The sequence below is a fragment of the Paenibacillus sp. AGC31 genome (genome assembly GCF_057334655.1).
Genome location: NZ_JBHFJH010000039.1, coordinates 148280 through 163274 on the forward strand (window position 1 = coordinate 148280; position 14995 = coordinate 163274).

General features: G+C 47.3%; 11 protein-coding genes and 1 other RNA gene. 2 read left to right on the forward strand and 10 right to left on the reverse strand.

From position 1 onward, the window contains the following. Window positions 1-124 precede the first annotated feature (124 nt). Window positions 125-1999, forward strand: coding sequence for a S8 family peptidase (locus ACE04G_RS24750; protein ID WP_221821999.1), 1875 nt, complete (start codon window positions 125-127; stop codon window positions 1997-1999). A 100-nt stretch (window positions 2000-2099) separates the two neighbouring features. Here the strand turns inward: ACE04G_RS24750 and ACE04G_RS24755 are convergent, their stop codons facing one another. Further along, window positions 2100-2357: a hypothetical protein gene (locus ACE04G_RS24755; RefSeq protein ID WP_076211601.1), complete on the reverse strand. Its 258-nt coding sequence runs from the start codon at window positions 2355-2357 to the stop codon at window positions 2100-2102. A gap of 86 nt (window positions 2358-2443) precedes the next feature. Beyond that, window positions 2444-3964 (reverse strand): MocR-like pyridoxine biosynthesis transcription factor PdxR, encoded by a 1521-nt coding sequence (pdxR, locus tag ACE04G_RS24760; RefSeq protein WP_221821997.1) that lies wholly within the window; start codon window positions 3962-3964, stop codon window positions 2444-2446. Between the two features lie 107 nt (window positions 3965-4071). Between pdxR and ACE04G_RS24765 the strand changes: the two genes are divergently transcribed. Beyond that, complete coding sequence (locus ACE04G_RS24765) at window positions 4072-5301, forward strand: aminotransferase-like domain-containing protein (protein ID WP_221821996.1); 1230 nt, start codon at window positions 4072-4074, stop codon at window positions 5299-5301. Between the two features lie 255 nt (window positions 5302-5556). On the opposite strand, the gene rnpB is transcribed toward ACE04G_RS24765, so the two are convergent. The 8 genes from rnpB to glyQ form a co-directional block, all read right to left on the reverse strand. Continuing rightward, window positions 5557-5966, reverse strand: an RNA gene (gene rnpB / locus ACE04G_RS24770) — RNase P RNA component class A. 82 nt (window positions 5967-6048) lie between these two features. Continuing rightward, the gene (locus ACE04G_RS24775; protein ID WP_221821993.1) at window positions 6049-7164 is read right to left on the reverse strand and encodes a Nif3-like dinuclear metal center hexameric protein; all 1116 of its coding nucleotides are present in this window, start codon (window positions 7162-7164) and stop codon (window positions 6049-6051) included. Then, a complete protein-coding gene (locus ACE04G_RS24780; RefSeq protein WP_133385556.1) occupies window positions 7140-7898 on the reverse strand; it encodes a tRNA (adenine(22)-N(1))-methyltransferase in 759 nt (252 codons plus the stop codon). The genes ACE04G_RS24775 and ACE04G_RS24780 overlap by 25 nt, the downstream gene beginning before the upstream one ends. Before the next feature lie 184 nt (window positions 7899-8082). Then, entirely contained in the window at window positions 8083-9222 is a 1140-nt protein-coding gene (gene rpoD / locus ACE04G_RS24785) for an RNA polymerase sigma factor RpoD (RefSeq protein ID WP_017687256.1), read from the reverse strand. 43 nt (window positions 9223-9265) lie between these two features. Then, complete coding sequence (dnaG, locus tag ACE04G_RS24790) at window positions 9266-11086, reverse strand: DNA primase (protein WP_221821991.1); 1821 nt, start codon at window positions 11084-11086, stop codon at window positions 9266-9268. 47 nt (window positions 11087-11133) lie between these two features. Beyond that, complete coding sequence (locus ACE04G_RS24795) at window positions 11134-11601, reverse strand: YaiI/YqxD family protein (protein WP_017687254.1); 468 nt, start codon at window positions 11599-11601, stop codon at window positions 11134-11136. Between the two features lie 229 nt (window positions 11602-11830). Next, window positions 11831-13906, reverse strand: a complete 2076-nt coding sequence (gene glyS / locus ACE04G_RS24800) for a glycine--tRNA ligase subunit beta (RefSeq protein WP_449004888.1) — start codon at window positions 13904-13906, stop codon at window positions 11831-11833. Beyond that, entirely contained in the window at window positions 13899-14786 is an 888-nt protein-coding gene (glyQ, locus tag ACE04G_RS24805; RefSeq protein WP_145323243.1) for a glycine--tRNA ligase subunit alpha, read from the reverse strand. Before glyQ ends, glyS begins: the two co-directional genes overlap by 8 nt. Window positions 14787-14995 lie beyond the last annotated feature (209 nt).

The following is a 14995-nucleotide window of genomic DNA, read 5'->3' on the forward strand; positions in this document are numbered from 1 at the left end:
CGCAGTCAGACTCGAACTCGCCTGCATAAAAATATCCGCTTTTTCTAACGATAGATATAACCAGTGACAACGATGAAGCACTGTTAATGATTGTCCAAAATGAACGAAGGAGGTTCCATCCACCATGTCCAGACCGAAATGGATTAACTGGGCCCTTGCAGCTGGTGCAGGAGCACTCGCCCTGACGCTTCTGCTTCCAACATCAAATCGTCAAGAACCCAAGCCACGTGCCCTGTCAGATTCTGCTCATGAAGAGCACACGAGTAAGCAGCGTCTGAAAGTGCAGGATGTCAAAGCAACCGATCTTCTGACCCGTATGGATGCCAAGCAACATCTCAGTATCATGCTGGAGAAAACCGCCACAATGAATGCTGCGCAGGTTAGCCGATATGTGAATGATCTCCAAAGTTCACATGAACATATCAGATCCATTCATCTCATGAATACCAATGGCTCTTTTAACAAACCCTTTGATCAAGCCTCCACACAAGGAAGCAAGTTGGAACAACAAAAACTTCAACATGCGCTCAATCTTGCCAAAAAAGCGGTAAACAAACGTCAAAGTTTTGAATCCTCTTCTTTTCCTTTGGGAAAAGAAAAATATTTTGTTATGGGGCAACCCTCCAAAGATGGCAAAAGAGCTGTCATTGCCTTGTTCAGCCAGAACGTATTAAATGCTGTTGAACAACATCAGCGCAAAAATCTGCGCATGATCCCTTATCCCCGTGAGGGTAAATTCAAAATTGAATCTGTTCACCCGGATACGCTTAACGAAATCACAGTGAAGACCGGACATGATAATGCCAATGCCAGTCATTTTTATGAAAATGAAATCGTCATCCGTTTTCGCCAGGATCCCGGTGAACGGGACATGCGTATCATTAAATCTGATCTGAGAGCGCAATCTGCGCGCAAGCTGGGATACACGTATGTTTTTCGGTCAGAACACATGAGTTACAAACAATTGCATAGTTATTTCGATAGCAAATGGAATCCACTCTATATGGAGCCCCACTATATGTATTTAACCAATGATACTGTAACTGAACAAACAGATGTAACGATACCCAATGACATTTTGTTCTCCGATTATCAGTGGAACCTGCCTGCGATTGAGACAAACAGAGGTTGGAATATTACCAAAGGAAACAAAGATGTCATCGTTGCGGTGGTCGACACGGGGGTTGATATGAATCATCCTGACCTGAAGGGCAAGCTCCTTGAGGGTTATAATGTGGTCGAGCCGGGAAGCCAACCGATGGATGATGTGGGACATGGAACACATGTCGCAGGCATTATCGGCGCTACTGTCAACAATAATGAAGGCGTGGCAGGCATGAGCTGGTATAACAAGGTACTACCGGTTAAAGTACTCGACAACTCAGGTTCTGGTACCACGTATGCCGTTGCCGAAGGCATTATCTGGGCAGCCGATCATGGAGCCAAAGTTATCAACATGAGTCTGGGCAATTATGCTGATGCGCAATTTCTTCATGATGCCATTAAATACGCTTTTGACCGGGATATCGTCCTGATTGCAGCCACGGGGAACGATAATACAGAGCGTCCAGGATACCCTGCTGCTTATCCGGAAGTATTTGCCGTATCTGCTACGGACCCGGATATGAGTAAAGCTTCCTATTCCAACTATGGGGATTATGTAGATGTGATGGCTCCAGGGTCCAGTATCGCCAGTACCTATCCAAATAATCAGTATGCGGCCTTGTCTGGAACGTCCATGGCTAGCCCTCATGTAGCCGCACTTGCAGGTTTGATCCGTTCGTTGAACCCGGACTTGACCAACACGGAAGTGATGGATTTGATGCGCCAAAGTGTTATTGACCTCGGTGATCCGGGTCACGACAAGTATTTCGGCTATGGCCAAATCGATGTCTATAAGGCACTGCAAGCCGCATCAGGCAACAGCGCTCCTTTGCAGTTCTGGCCGCAACATGTCAGACAACAAATGGATAATACGATGAAAAAGTATACTCCCTAATCGTAATAACTCTACTCAGTAAAAATACAAAAGCAGCTGCGCCCCGGGGCGTACGCTGCTCTTTTGGTTTATATCCAATTCCCCGGGGCACCCGCTGCGCTTAGCGCTTGCGAGAAGATGTGCGGGCTTTACTTGATTTTTTTACGGATTTTTTCTTCGGATTATGGCTGGATACATAACAAGGGTCTTCTTCTTTGACAACAACAGGATACATGTGGTGATGAATCGGAACACAGTGATGTTTTTTGATCACTTCAATCGGGTGGATTACAGGCACGATTTGTGGGATGTAATAATCCTCAACAACCTGGATCGGGTCACAGACAATCGGGCAAAGCGGTGGACAGTAATGGTTCATTTCAAAACCAACTCCCTTTCTGGTGATACTATAACCTATTGCAGCAGATCGAAAGTGGATTGGATGTATGTCCATAGTCCGAAAAATTATATGAGCGGTAGCCTGTCAGCCACTGTCCCACCCTGCCCAGGTGTTACTCTGTCAATGACTTGGCACAGTACACGGAGTCCTTCACACAAAAGCTCAACGTTTGTTACAGTGAAACAGATACGCAGACTTGGTGTATCCATCTCCCCTACATAACAGGCGGAACCTGGGAGGAAAGAGACCCCTGCAGCAAGTGACTGATGATGCAACTCACGCATATCCAGGTTACTCGGAAGTTGGAGCCACAGATTGAGTCCTCCCTCTGGCAAGCGCCATTGCATACCCGGAGTAGCATGCTGTTCCAGCACTTCGGATGCTGCGCACAAGCGAGAATACAATTCATCCCTCAATCGGGATACATAGGCACCATACTGATTCTGAATGAAAGATTGCAGCGCCTTTTGTGTAAGCAGCGGACTCCCCAAATCCGCCGTAGATTTCGCGGCCACAAGCCGGGTCAATACACTTCCGTCTGCGATGGCGCAGGCTATACGGCAACCGGGAGACAACACCTTGCTGAAGCTTTTGATATATACGACATGACCTGTCCCATCCATCGATTTAATCGACGCCGGAGGAGGCTCACGAAAATAAAGATCGGCAAAAGGGTCATCCTCCAGAATAAGGCAGTGGTAGCTTTGCGCGAGATTAAGAAGCTGTGCCCGTCTTCTTGCACTCATCGTGATCCCTGTTGGATTGTGATAGGTCGGGATCGTATAGATCAGTTTGGGCGGATAGGTATCACATAATCGGGTCAACAGATCAATACGCATGCCTTCGTCATCCATCGGGACCGTAATGATCTTCGCGCCTCTACTCGTAAATACATCAATAGCTCCGGTATAGCTTGGTGCCTCCATGTACACAACATCCCCAGGTCCGACAAAAGTTCGTGCCACAAGATCGATCCCCTGCTGAGCACCACTTGTAATTAACATGCGTTCAGGTGCAGCCTGTAGTCCACGCTCGGCAAAATGTTCGGCAAAGATCTGTCTAAGTTCCCGATCCCCCTGAAAAGATCCGTAAGCTGCCATACGCTCTGTATGATCAGAGGAGAGTCGGTAGGCGCTGTCGATAATCTCGCGTGTAGGCAACAGTTCAGGCTGAATCGCTGACATATGTAGTTCATACCGTACTTGTGGTGACGTATCAAAATGTCTCCAGAGCTGGGCTCGCGGTAAATAATCCACCAGTGCCATCTGCCAATTCCATGACGTACTAGATTCACTGTTGGCATGGTTTCGCTGCGCTCGGTCCACATCCTCCATCTGATCCACGTTCAATGTACCTCTCACATAACAACCTTTCCCCTGGGAGCAGGTGATCAATTGAATCGCTTCAAGTTCAGCATACGCTTTGGATACAGTAACCAGGCTGACACCCAAATCCGCGGTCATTTTACGAACAGAAGGAAGCCGGGTTCCGGGTTCAATGAGTCCTGATCTGATGCGATCGGCAATCGTTAGCGCAATCTGCACGTACAATTTGGTACTGCTTCCCCGCTTTAATTCAATATGCATGTGTGCTCCCCCAACTGTTATGATCTTCATTTTACTGTTATAGTGTAGTCCGTCTATTATAGTTTATAATATCAGTATAACAGTGAATAACAGGAGATGAGAATAACATGAGTATCCCTTGGTCCAAAATGGCACAAAACACCCCGTCCTCTGTCGTTCGCGACATGCTCCAGGCCGCTCAGGCACCTGGAATGATCTCACTAGCCGGTGGATTACCAGCCCAGACTTCATTCCCGCTGGAAGCCATCCGCGTTGCATATGAAAAAGTATTTATGAGCGGAGCAGCCGCTCTTCAATATGCGGAGACTGAAGGTTACCGTCCTCTTCGCGCCAAAATTGCGGAACGTCTTGAATCCAAGGGCATTCCCGCTTCACCCGATCACATGCTTCTCACTACGGGTTCACAGCAATCCATTGACTTGGTTTGCCGCATCCTTCTTGACCCAGGTGACCGCGTATTGGTTGAATCACCAACCTACCTCGCTGCTCTGCAAGTCATTCATTCCTATCAGGCTGAATCTCACGGCGTAGCCTGTGATGATCACGGCATGTTGCCTGAATCTCTGGAGGAACAGCTCCAGTCGCATCGTCCAAAACTTGTCTACATTAATCCCACGTTCTCCAATCCTACGGGAAAAGTGTGGTCACGAGAAAGAAGACAGCAGGCTGTGGATCTGTGCCGCAAGTATGGTGTACTCATTCTGGAAGATGATCCCTATGGTGAAATTCGGTTCAATCCGGAGCAATTGGATGTCCCTGCTCTCGCAGAACTGGATGCAGTATCCTATGACGGCCCTTCCAACGTTATATACACCAGTACATTCTCCAAAACGGTAGCACCTGGCCTTCGTACGGGCTGGATACTGGCTGCTCCCGATATTGTCAAAATGGCAGCACGAGCCAAACAAGGTGCCGACTTGCACTCCAGCAGCATTGACCAAAGAGCGCTTCATGCACTGCTTGAATCTTTCGATCTGGATGCGCATATCCGCCATATTTCAGAGGATTACGAACAACGCATGAAAACACTGACGACTCTCATGGCAGCCAAAGCCTGGGAAGGCATCTCGTGGAATTCACCACAAGGTGGCATGTTCTTGTGGCTGCAACTGCCTGAAGGCATGCTGGCAAGCAATCTGTTCACATATGGTATCCAGGAGAAAGTGTGCATTGTCCCGGGTGATTCCTTCTATGCAGGTACACCAGAGTTAAACCGCATGCGAATCAACTTTACTCATACGGACCCTGAGCTTCTTCCGGAAGCGGTGGAAAGAATGGATCGCGCCATCCAACGCTGGCATGCTTCCTTGACATCGGACAGTGTTGTTACACTGTAATGAACTGTCATAAACGTTTTGCTATCCACTAGCGTATGAAGGTTAATGACTTGATATGAGAAACAAAAATAAGGCGGCATGCCCGAGAATCTCGGGTATGCCGCCTTATTTTATAGAACCTGTTATCAACAGGAGTTATGTTTGTTCAGATGTTCATGGGTCCTTCTGATCAGTCAGGCCATCGGATGATTCATACGAGTTGTCCTCGACTGATAGGTGGACTACATTGTGTTGCTATAATGTTGTTGTTGCAGTTAGGAAAGCTTACCGTAAGCCGGGTTCTGTGCTCTTCGTGGTTCATACGGGAACTACCCTCCCACCAGAAGCGACAATCATCTATCTAGGCCATACATTGCTGCACAGCTCAAGCGACCAACCTAGACACACCTCGGGCTAAGGTTGCCTCCTCCGAAAAGGCGGCTGTGTCCCATTAGGTCTTGCTCCAGATGGGGTTTACCAGGAACGAAGTCACCAGCGTTCCTCGGGGTCTCTTACACCTCGGTTCCATCCTTGCCTGTGCCGGAAAATCCGGCCATCGGCGGTCCATTTCTGTGGCACTATCCTTCAACTCGCGCTGACTGGACGTTATCCAGCATCCTGCCCTGTGGAGCCCGGACTTTCCTCTCGTGGCAACAAAGGCCACCAGCGATTGTCTGTCAAACTTTCCGAACAACATTACATAGTATACAGGCATTTAGGTTCCCAGACAAGCTTAATATTACTGGAAACCACATAGCAACGGTCTTTTTAGATAAACTGGAATACTTCCGTATTTACCTCAGAAGCCGTAACTTGCGTATCATATCGTTTCTCTTCCAAACGGGAACGAAGCCAGGCCGCTGTTTTTGGTTTCATAATCTTCTCGGAATTATGTCCCGGGTCAATGATACACATACCTGCCATTAACGCATCATGAGCCGTGTGGTAATCGATATCTCCAGTCACAATAACATCCGCACCTTTGAAGCGGGCAGCGAGCGCATAACGGCTGCCAGAGCCGCCAAGAACCGCTGCTTTTTTGATCTGCTTGTTCAGATCTCCAACTACACGCACATGAGGCACATTGAATTGGGTCTTCACGACCTCCACCAGCTCACCTAATGTCTTAGGTTCCCTAAGGGGTCCCAAGCGTCCCAAACCAAGCGTACGGCCCTTTAAATCCATTGCATAGAGGTCATAGGCGACTTCCTCATACGGATGAGCCTTTAGCATCGCCTGAACGACCTTACTGCGCAGACTTTGGGGTACGATGGTCTCAATCCGCATTTCTTCCACACGTTCCATCTGCCCTTGGGTACCGATAAACGGTTGAGTCCCTTCACCAGGTACAAATGTTCCTGTACCTTGCGTGTTAAAGCTGCACTTGTTGTATTGACCGATACTCCCCGCTCCGGCTTCCAGAATGGCCTGAAGAACCTGTTCATGATGGGTACGAGGCACAAAGACAGCCAGCTTGTACAGATGATCTGTGTGTACATCTTCCAACGATTCTTTACTCTCGATGCCAAGTGCCTCGGCCATCCAGTCATTCATACCACCCTCGGCCACATCCAGGTTTGTATGACTAATATAGACAGCAATATCATGCTTAATCAGCTTTTCATACAATTTACCCATAGGTGTATCTGTACTCAGTGACTTAACCGGGCGGAAAATGATCGCGTGATGAGCGATAATCAGGTTGGCACCAATACGAATCGCTTCGTCCACCACTTCATCCGTCACATCCAAAGCTACTAACACGTGACTGATTTCTTTTTGCAAACTGCCGAGCTGCAGACCAATGCGGTCATCCGGTACAGCCAGATGTTTGGGAGCGAGTTGCTCCATCAGTTGAATTACAGTTTGACCTTTGGCAAACATGCCAAAACCTCCTTCAAGTTTGCGATAAGACGCTCTACCTCAGCCGCCTTGTCCCGGGAAGAATCCTGATCGGATTTGGAGATCGAGTTTACAACCCCTTGCAGTTTGATGATCTCACTTTCCCATTTGGCAAAAAATACATCCGTTGGACGATCCACCAAATATGGCCCCATCCGCAGCAGCAAATCTTCCGTTAATTCTGCCCCGCCTTGAAGCGGACGTGCACGATACACCTCTACATTGGCAATCGGGCTTACGGATTGTGGCATCGCCGTTATAATCTCATAGATCTTGCCATCTTCTTCGAGCAACTGTTCTGCTACAACCACCCAGTGATGCTCCAACAACCAGCGTCTGAGGATATCCTCTCCCACATTTGGTTGCAAAATAAGTAACTGGACTCCTTCCAGTTTGGATAAACCTCGGTCCAGAATAGAGGCAATCAGGGCACCACCCATGCCTGCAATGGTGATGACATCCACTTCTCCTGCAGAGATTACATCCAATCCGTCTCCACGGCGTACCGTTATTTTTTCTTTTAGGCCAGCATCACTGACTTGTTTGCATGCAGCATCATAAGGTCCAGGATTGACCTCCCCGGCTACTGCACTTGCAGCTTTCCCACTGCGGATTGCGGCTACTGGCAGCAACGCGTGGTCTGAACCGATATCAGCCATGCGGCTGCCATCGGGAATTTGATCATGTATTCGCTGTAATCGATTCGAAAGTTTCATGAAGCACCTACACCATTCATTTAATTTATTGATTTGCATTGAACAAGGAAAAGCGATAAAATAAAATCCAATAAAACATTTCAAGGATGAATTTCCAAAACCAAGAAATCAAGACGTTTAAATTAAAAATAAAGGAGACCCCGCCGCCGCTAAAGCGTCTTGCGGAAAGTCTCCCATAGTTCGATTATTCGAGGAAATCCTTGAGTCGTTTACTACGACTCGGGTGACGCAATTTACGAAGAGCCTTGGCTTCGATCTGACGAATACGCTCACGCGTAACACCAAATACCTTGCCGACTTCCTCCAGTGTTCTCGTCCGTCCATCGTCCAGACCAAAACGTAGACGAAGCACGTTCTCTTCACGTTCAGTCAGTGTATCCAATACATCTTCGAGCTGTTCTTTCAGCAACTCATACGCAGCAGCATCCGCCGGAGCAAGTGCTTCCTGATCCTCAATGAAGTCACCCAGATGGGAATCATCTTCCTCACCAATCGGGGTTTCCAGAGAAACCGGTTCCTGTGCAATCTTCGTAATTTCACGAACTTTCTCTACACTCAGATCCATCTCAGCAGCGATTTCTTCTGGTGTCGGTTCACGCCCAAGTTCCTGCAACAGCTGACGGGATACCCGGATCAGCTTATTAATCGTCTCCACCATGTGCACAGGGATACGAATTGTACGCGCCTGGTCAGCAATAGCACGAGTGATCGCTTGGCGAATCCACCATGTAGCATACGTACTGAACTTGTATCCTTTTTTGTGGTCGAACTTCTCAACCGCTTTGATCAGACCCATATTACCTTCCTGAATCAAATCAAGGAACAACATTCCACGTCCAACGTAACGCTTGGCGATACTGACTACAAGTCGAAGGTTCGCTTCAGCCAAACGACGCTTGGCTTCTTCATCCCCGTTCTCAATCCGTTTAGCCAGTTGCACTTCATCATCTGCCGACAACAGTGGCACACGACCAATTTCCTTGAGGTACATACGGACAGGGTCATTGATTTTGATACCTGGCGGCAAGCTCAGATCATCATCAAAGTGGAATTCGTCCTCTCCCTCTCTGGTGTTGTTCTCGGAATCTTCACTAGGACGAAGTGTAACCTCTTCATTATTTTCATTCACTACATCGATACCCAGATCGCTCAGTTGCTCATAGAACTCATCCATTTGCTCTGCATCCTGCTCAAAAGGAGAGAGTTTCTCTATAATTTCCTTGTAATTCAGCGAAGCTCTTTTTTTACCTGATTCAATCAATTGATCTTTAACCTGATCCAGTGTCAATTCTGTTTCTAGTTCAGTATGCTGATCATTCGCCATAACTCGACTCCCTCCTCCCTAGAAACATCTAATCATCAGACGTTCACTGTCTCTCTAGGGCAATCATTTCAATTGCAATCTGTGCCGCGCGTACAGAATCACCTGCCCGCTCTGCAGCAATCATTTCTTCTTTTTTCAAATCGTACTCTTTCTTACGCGGATGCTTCAGCACTTCCCTGATGCAATCATCGAGCATTTGAATACTCCATTCACCTGGACCATCCATCATCGAGATTGAACTGACCGTTTTTTCCAGGCGATCGTCATGCAGTGAAGACATAAAACGGCTTGTATCCGACGGTTTGCCTTGCGCATAGTAGGCATATAGATAAGCAGCAATAGCTGCATGATCCTCCAAGTTAAAAGCTTCACCAAGATGCTCATTCACGTACTGGGCAGCCTCATCATCCTGCAACATCCAGGCAATCAGTTTGCGTTCGGCAGCGTGATAAGCCGGCAACAGATTCGGTGTAGGCACCTGCCTATTTTGTTGCCTACCATTATTCCACCTTTTCGGGTTATTATCCCCGTACTGGAGGTTATTTTTCATTGCCTCCCGTTCTTCATTACACTCCTGCTTCAATGTTTCGAAGGATACGTCCACTTCTGCAGCCAGTTCACGGAGATACACTTCCCTCTCTGTTGGAGAAGGTAAGGGTGCAATCAATTTTACTGCTTCTTTCGAATAGGCGATTTGTCCGCCACCCTCTAGCAGTATATGGCTTTTTTTTAAGTTTATAAGTTTAAATTTTGTAGTTGTCACGGCACCGTCCACAATCTGGTTTCGGAACCGTTCACCACCATGCTTCCGGATAAAATCATCCGGGTCAAGTCCCTCGGGAATCAGAGCCACTTTGACCTGCAATCCAGCTTCCTCAAGAATAGGGAAATTTTTGAGTGCAGCAGCCTGTCCTGCTCTGTCGCCGTCATAACATATGATGACTTCGTCGCACATGCCTTTAAGCATCAGTGCCTGATTCTCGGTTAACGCAGTACCCATTGCCGCTACACCATTCTGGATATCCTGATCCCATGCGGAGATGACATCACCATATCCCTCGAACAAAATGGCTTGTCTTTGTTTGCGAATTGCATTTTTGGCATGATGCAGATTATAGAGAACACGGCTTTTGTTAAATAACCGGGTTTCCGGTGAATTTAGATACTTCGGTTGCCCATCTCCCAATATGCGTCCTGCAAATGCAATTGGCTTACCGCTCCTGCCATTAATCGGGAACATAATCCGGTCTCGGAATCGGTCCACATATCCCTGACCTTCATTTCGCGGTGACAGAAGTCCACCCTTTTCCATCTCTTCGAGCGGATAGTTACGTTTCTCGAGAAATTGTACCAGTGTGTCCCAACGATTTGGTGCGAAACCAATCTGGAACTGGTCGATCAATTTGTCGCCAAAACCTCTTGAGCGTAAATACTCCATAGCTGACTTGCCGTGCTCTGTATTTTTCAACAAAAAATGATACAGCTTCGCGGTAAGCTCATAAGCCTCCAACAGACGTTCAGTCTCCGGATTAACATGAGCAGATTCACGCCCTTGCCAGTCCCCCATGGAGATGTGACTTTCTTCCGCCATCGTTTTGACAGCCTCGGGAAAGGATAACCCTTCGATTTCCATCCTGAATTTGATGGCATTTCCACCCGTGCCGCAACCGTAGCAGTAGAAAATTTGTTTCTCAGGTGTAACGGTGAACGAAGGCGTCTTCTCGGAATGAAAAGGACAGAGGCCCTTCATATACTTCCCCTGTTTGGTCAGATGCACAAATCGGCTCACCGTATCGACAATATCATTCTGCTGTAACACCGATTCAATAATACTTTCGGGTATACCGCCTTGTCCGGTACTCATCTCTGGCCACCTTCATCTCTTCAACACGTAAATATAATTCGATAAACTTACACATTCTCCTGCAAATCTTTTAAAAGTTTTGTCAGTTTATGTTGAAACATTTCTCGATCCTGCTCTGTGAAAGGCTTTGGGCCTTTCCCGTAATGGCCTCTTTTTCGTGCTTTTGCCGCAGTATGACGAGAATCCAACATGAAATCAATGTCACGATCGTTGAATTCACGACCACGAAAGGACAAAACATAACAACGTTTGCCGAGCGCAAGTGCCGCAAGTCCATAGTCCTGAGTGATAACCACATCATATGGCTTAATATGATTAGCAATATACAGGTCTGCGCTCTGATCACTGCGATCCACTTGCACGGTTCGTACCCCTTCTCCTCCTTGAAGCAAATGATCAAATGAAGAGACTAACAGTACGGGGATGTTGAAAAGGCGAGCGGTTTGCGCAATCTCGGTTTTGACCGGGCAAGCATCACCATCCACAACAATGTGACGTATATTTAACTCACTCAAACCCAGACCACCCGGTTTCATAAAATAGCTGCATATTGTTATATACGACCCCGGCCAGGCAAAATCCTTCTGGCACAACAAGGGAAATCAAAGGCTAAAATACGGAGCGGTTGTAAAAAATACATTTCACAACCCGTTCCGTATATTTATACCCTCATATATCCTTCTTTAATACTGAATTTTAGCTTTGCGCCAAGTCTGTGGAAAAGGACTCATGAAATACGCCCAATTACCAAACCAACTTGGAAAAATCAGCAAATCCTTTTAAGTCACGATCAATAGCCGCGAGCAGGGCAAGTCGATTCGCCCGAACAGCTTCATCTTCGGCCATAACCATGACCGAATCGAAGAATGAGGTAATACCATCCTTCCAGGCAGATGCAATAGCCAGTGCTTCAGCAGCATCATGCTGAGTCAACGCCTGACGATATTCTGCATTCGTTTTGCTCCATGCCTCATGGAGCTGACGTTCTCCATCTTCCGTGAACAGTTCTGGATGTACGGAAGCATTGGATGCTTTGGCAGCCAGATTACCCACACGGTTGAACGATTCAACCGTTGTTTTGAATGTGTCTCCTGTCAGAACAGCCGCCATCAACGCTTCACCTTTTGGTACCACAGCGCTGATATCATCGAATCCGGAAGAAATTACGGCATCCACTACGTCGTAGCGAACGGTTTCGGACAACAATTTTTTCACACGAAGACCAAAGAAGTCTTGCAGATCTTTACGAACCTCTTCATCTGCACGTTTCAACAGGTTCATCTGGGCATGTACTTGAAGTGCTACTCCGAACACGTCTGACAATGTCAGCGGAAGCTTGTGATCCAGCAAAATCTGTACAATACCTGCAGCCTGACGGCGCAGTGCGTACGGATCCTGGGAACCGGTTGGAATAATGTTGATTGAGAAACAACCCACGATTGTATCCATTTTGTCCGCAGCACTCACAATGGCACCAACAAGAGAAGCAGGGGATTGATCTCCAGCGAAACGTGGCTGATAGTGTTCGAATACCGCTTTGGCCACTTCTTCTTTTTCGCCAGCTTTACGAGCGTAATCCTCACCCATCACACCTTGCAGTTCCGGGAATTCTCCCACCATCAGTGTCACCAGATCGAATTTGCAAATATCTGCTGAGCGGCTAACGGATTCAGCAACATCACCGGATACTTGCAGTTTGGCAGCAAGCCCATCGGCAATCTTGCGAATACGGCGCACTTTATCTCCAACCGTTCCCAATTCTTCCTGGAAGACGATACTTTCCAGCTTCGATAATGCATCCTTAATCTGTAGCTTCTGATCTTCCTCATAGAAGAACTTGGCATCAGACAGACGTGCACGCAGAACTTTTTCATTTCCCTTAGCAATAACGTCCAGTGAATCACTTCCACCGTTACGTACCGTCACGAAGAATGGCAACAATTGTCCTTCATTGTCCAGTACAGGGAAATAACGCTGATGCTCACGCATGGAAGTAATCAATACTTCTTGTGGAATATTCAAGAATGAGGAGTCAAATGTTCCGAACAATACGGTAGGTGTTTCCACCAGGAACAGAACTTCCTCCAGCAAGTCTTCCTTAATCGCGATATCCCATTTTTTCTCAGCAGCCAGTGCCTGAATCTGGGATACAATCATCTGTTCACGTTCCTCGATATCAACAATGACATGTTCTGCACGCAACACTTCCACGTATGAAGACGGATTGGAGATCACGGCCTCCTTACCGAGGAAACGATGTCCGCGAGTTACATTACCCGACTTAACACCTGTCACTTCCAGATCGATAACTTCACTGCCGAGCATAGCCACAATCCAGCGGATTGGACGTACAAATTTGAAATCATAGGAAGCCCAACGCATGAATTTCGGGAACGTCATGGCATGTAATACAGAAAGTAATCCTTCGCCAACCACAGAAGCCGTCTCTACACCTTTGCTGCTCTTTGTTGCATAGATATATTCGACACCGTTCAGTTCCTTGAACGTGAACTGGTCGGGTTCAACACCTTGACTGCGGGCGAATCCGAGTGCAGCCTTACTCCAATTGCCACTGTCGTCCAGTGCAATTTTGCGTGAAGGACCTTTCACTTCTTCCTCAATATCTTCCTGCTTCTCAGCCACATTTTGAATCAAAACAGCCAGACGGCGCGGTGTGGCATACGCGTTCACTTCACCATAAGCAATGCGGGATGCGTCAAGCCATTTCACGACACGTTCTTGCAGCTGTGCGATTGCTGCGCGCATAAAGCGTGCAGGTACTTCTTCCAACCCGATTTCAAACAACAGATCCTTAGACATGCTCGGCTCCCCCTTTCTTGATCAGCGGGAAGCCTAGCTTCTCACGCTCTTCCATATATGTTGCAGCGACTTGGCGAGCCAGATTACGGACACGTGTGATGTAACCCGTACGTTCCGTTACACTGATGGCCCCACGTGCATCCAACAGGTTGAACGTGTGGGAACATTTCAGCACATAGTCGTATGCAGGGAATACCAGATGCTGCGCCATGGCCTTGTTTGCTTCTTCTTCATGCATGTTGAAAAGTGTAAACAGCATTTTGACATCAGATACTTCAAACGTATATTTGGAGTGTTCGAATTCTGGCTGACGGAATACATCACCATAAGTGATACCTTCCACCCATTCCAGATCAAACACATTCTCTTTTTCCTGAATGTAAGAAGCCAAACGCTCCATACCATACGTAATTTCAACAGCTACCGGATTTGTCTCGATTCCACCAACCTGTTGGAAATACGTAAATTGTGTAATTTCCATTCCGTCCAACCATACTTCCCAACCAAGACCTGCACAACCAAGGGAAGGATTCTCCCAGTTATCTTCAACAAACCGAATATCATGTTTGAGCGGATCAATGCCCAGACGTTTCAGACTTTCCAGGTAAATTTCCTGAATATTGTCCGGTGAAGGCTTGATGATTACTTGGAACTGATGATGCTGGTACAGCCGGTTAGGGTTCTCACCATAACGTCCGTCCGAAGGACGACGGGAAGGCTCCACATAAGCTACTTTCCAAGGTTCGGGTCCAAGCGAACGCAAAAAGGTCATCGGGTTCATCGTACCTGCCCCTTTTTCCGTATCGTATGGCTGGACAATAATACAGTTATGCTCGGCCCAGAATTGTTGCAGCGTTAGAATCATCTGCTGAAAATTCATAATCATGCTCCTTTTCAATGGTTTGTTAGCAAGCTTAGGACGGTGAAGACAACAATAAATAGCCCCCGTCCTACGCCTGTTGTACAGACGTAGGGACGAGAGCTATTCCCGCGGTTCCACCCTACTTGGCTTAGATCAAACAGGATGATCCTGTTCGTTCCAGCCCACTTTTCCGTGTCCATTCATGCTCCCGAGTGCCGTTTCAAAGA

What these genes read in the sequence shown, in the direction of transcription:
- ACE04G_RS24750 (WP_221821999.1), top strand. Translation starts at nt 125, where the DNA reads ATGTCCAGACCGAAATGGATTAACTGGGCCCTTGCAGCTGGTGCAGGA.
- ACE04G_RS24755 (WP_076211601.1), bottom strand. Translation starts at nt 2,357, where the DNA reads ATGAACCATTACTGTCCACCGCTTTGCCCGATTGTCTGTGACCCGATC.
- pdxR (WP_221821997.1), bottom strand. Translation starts at nt 3,964, where the DNA reads ATGCATATTGAATTAAAGCGGGGAAGCAGTACCAAATTGTACGTGCAG.
- ACE04G_RS24765 (WP_221821996.1), top strand. Translation starts at nt 4,072, where the DNA reads ATGAGTATCCCTTGGTCCAAAATGGCACAAAACACCCCGTCCTCTGTC.
- ACE04G_RS24775 (WP_221821993.1), bottom strand. Translation starts at nt 7,164, where the DNA reads ATGTTTGCCAAAGGTCAAACTGTAATTCAACTGATGGAGCAACTCGCT.
- ACE04G_RS24780 (WP_133385556.1), bottom strand. Translation starts at nt 7,898, where the DNA reads ATGAAACTTTCGAATCGATTACAGCGAATACATGATCAAATTCCCGAT.
- rpoD (WP_017687256.1), bottom strand. Translation starts at nt 9,222, where the DNA reads ATGGCGAATGATCAGCATACTGAACTAGAAACAGAATTGACACTGGAT.
- dnaG (WP_221821991.1), bottom strand. Translation starts at nt 11,086, where the DNA reads ATGAGTACCGGACAAGGCGGTATACCCGAAAGTATTATTGAATCGGTG.
- glyS (WP_449004888.1), bottom strand. Translation starts at nt 13,906, where the DNA reads ATGTCTAAGGATCTGTTGTTTGAAATCGGGTTGGAAGAAGTACCTGCA.
- glyQ (WP_145323243.1), bottom strand. Translation starts at nt 14,786, where the DNA reads ATGAATTTTCAGCAGATGATTCTAACGCTGCAACAATTCTGGGCCGAG.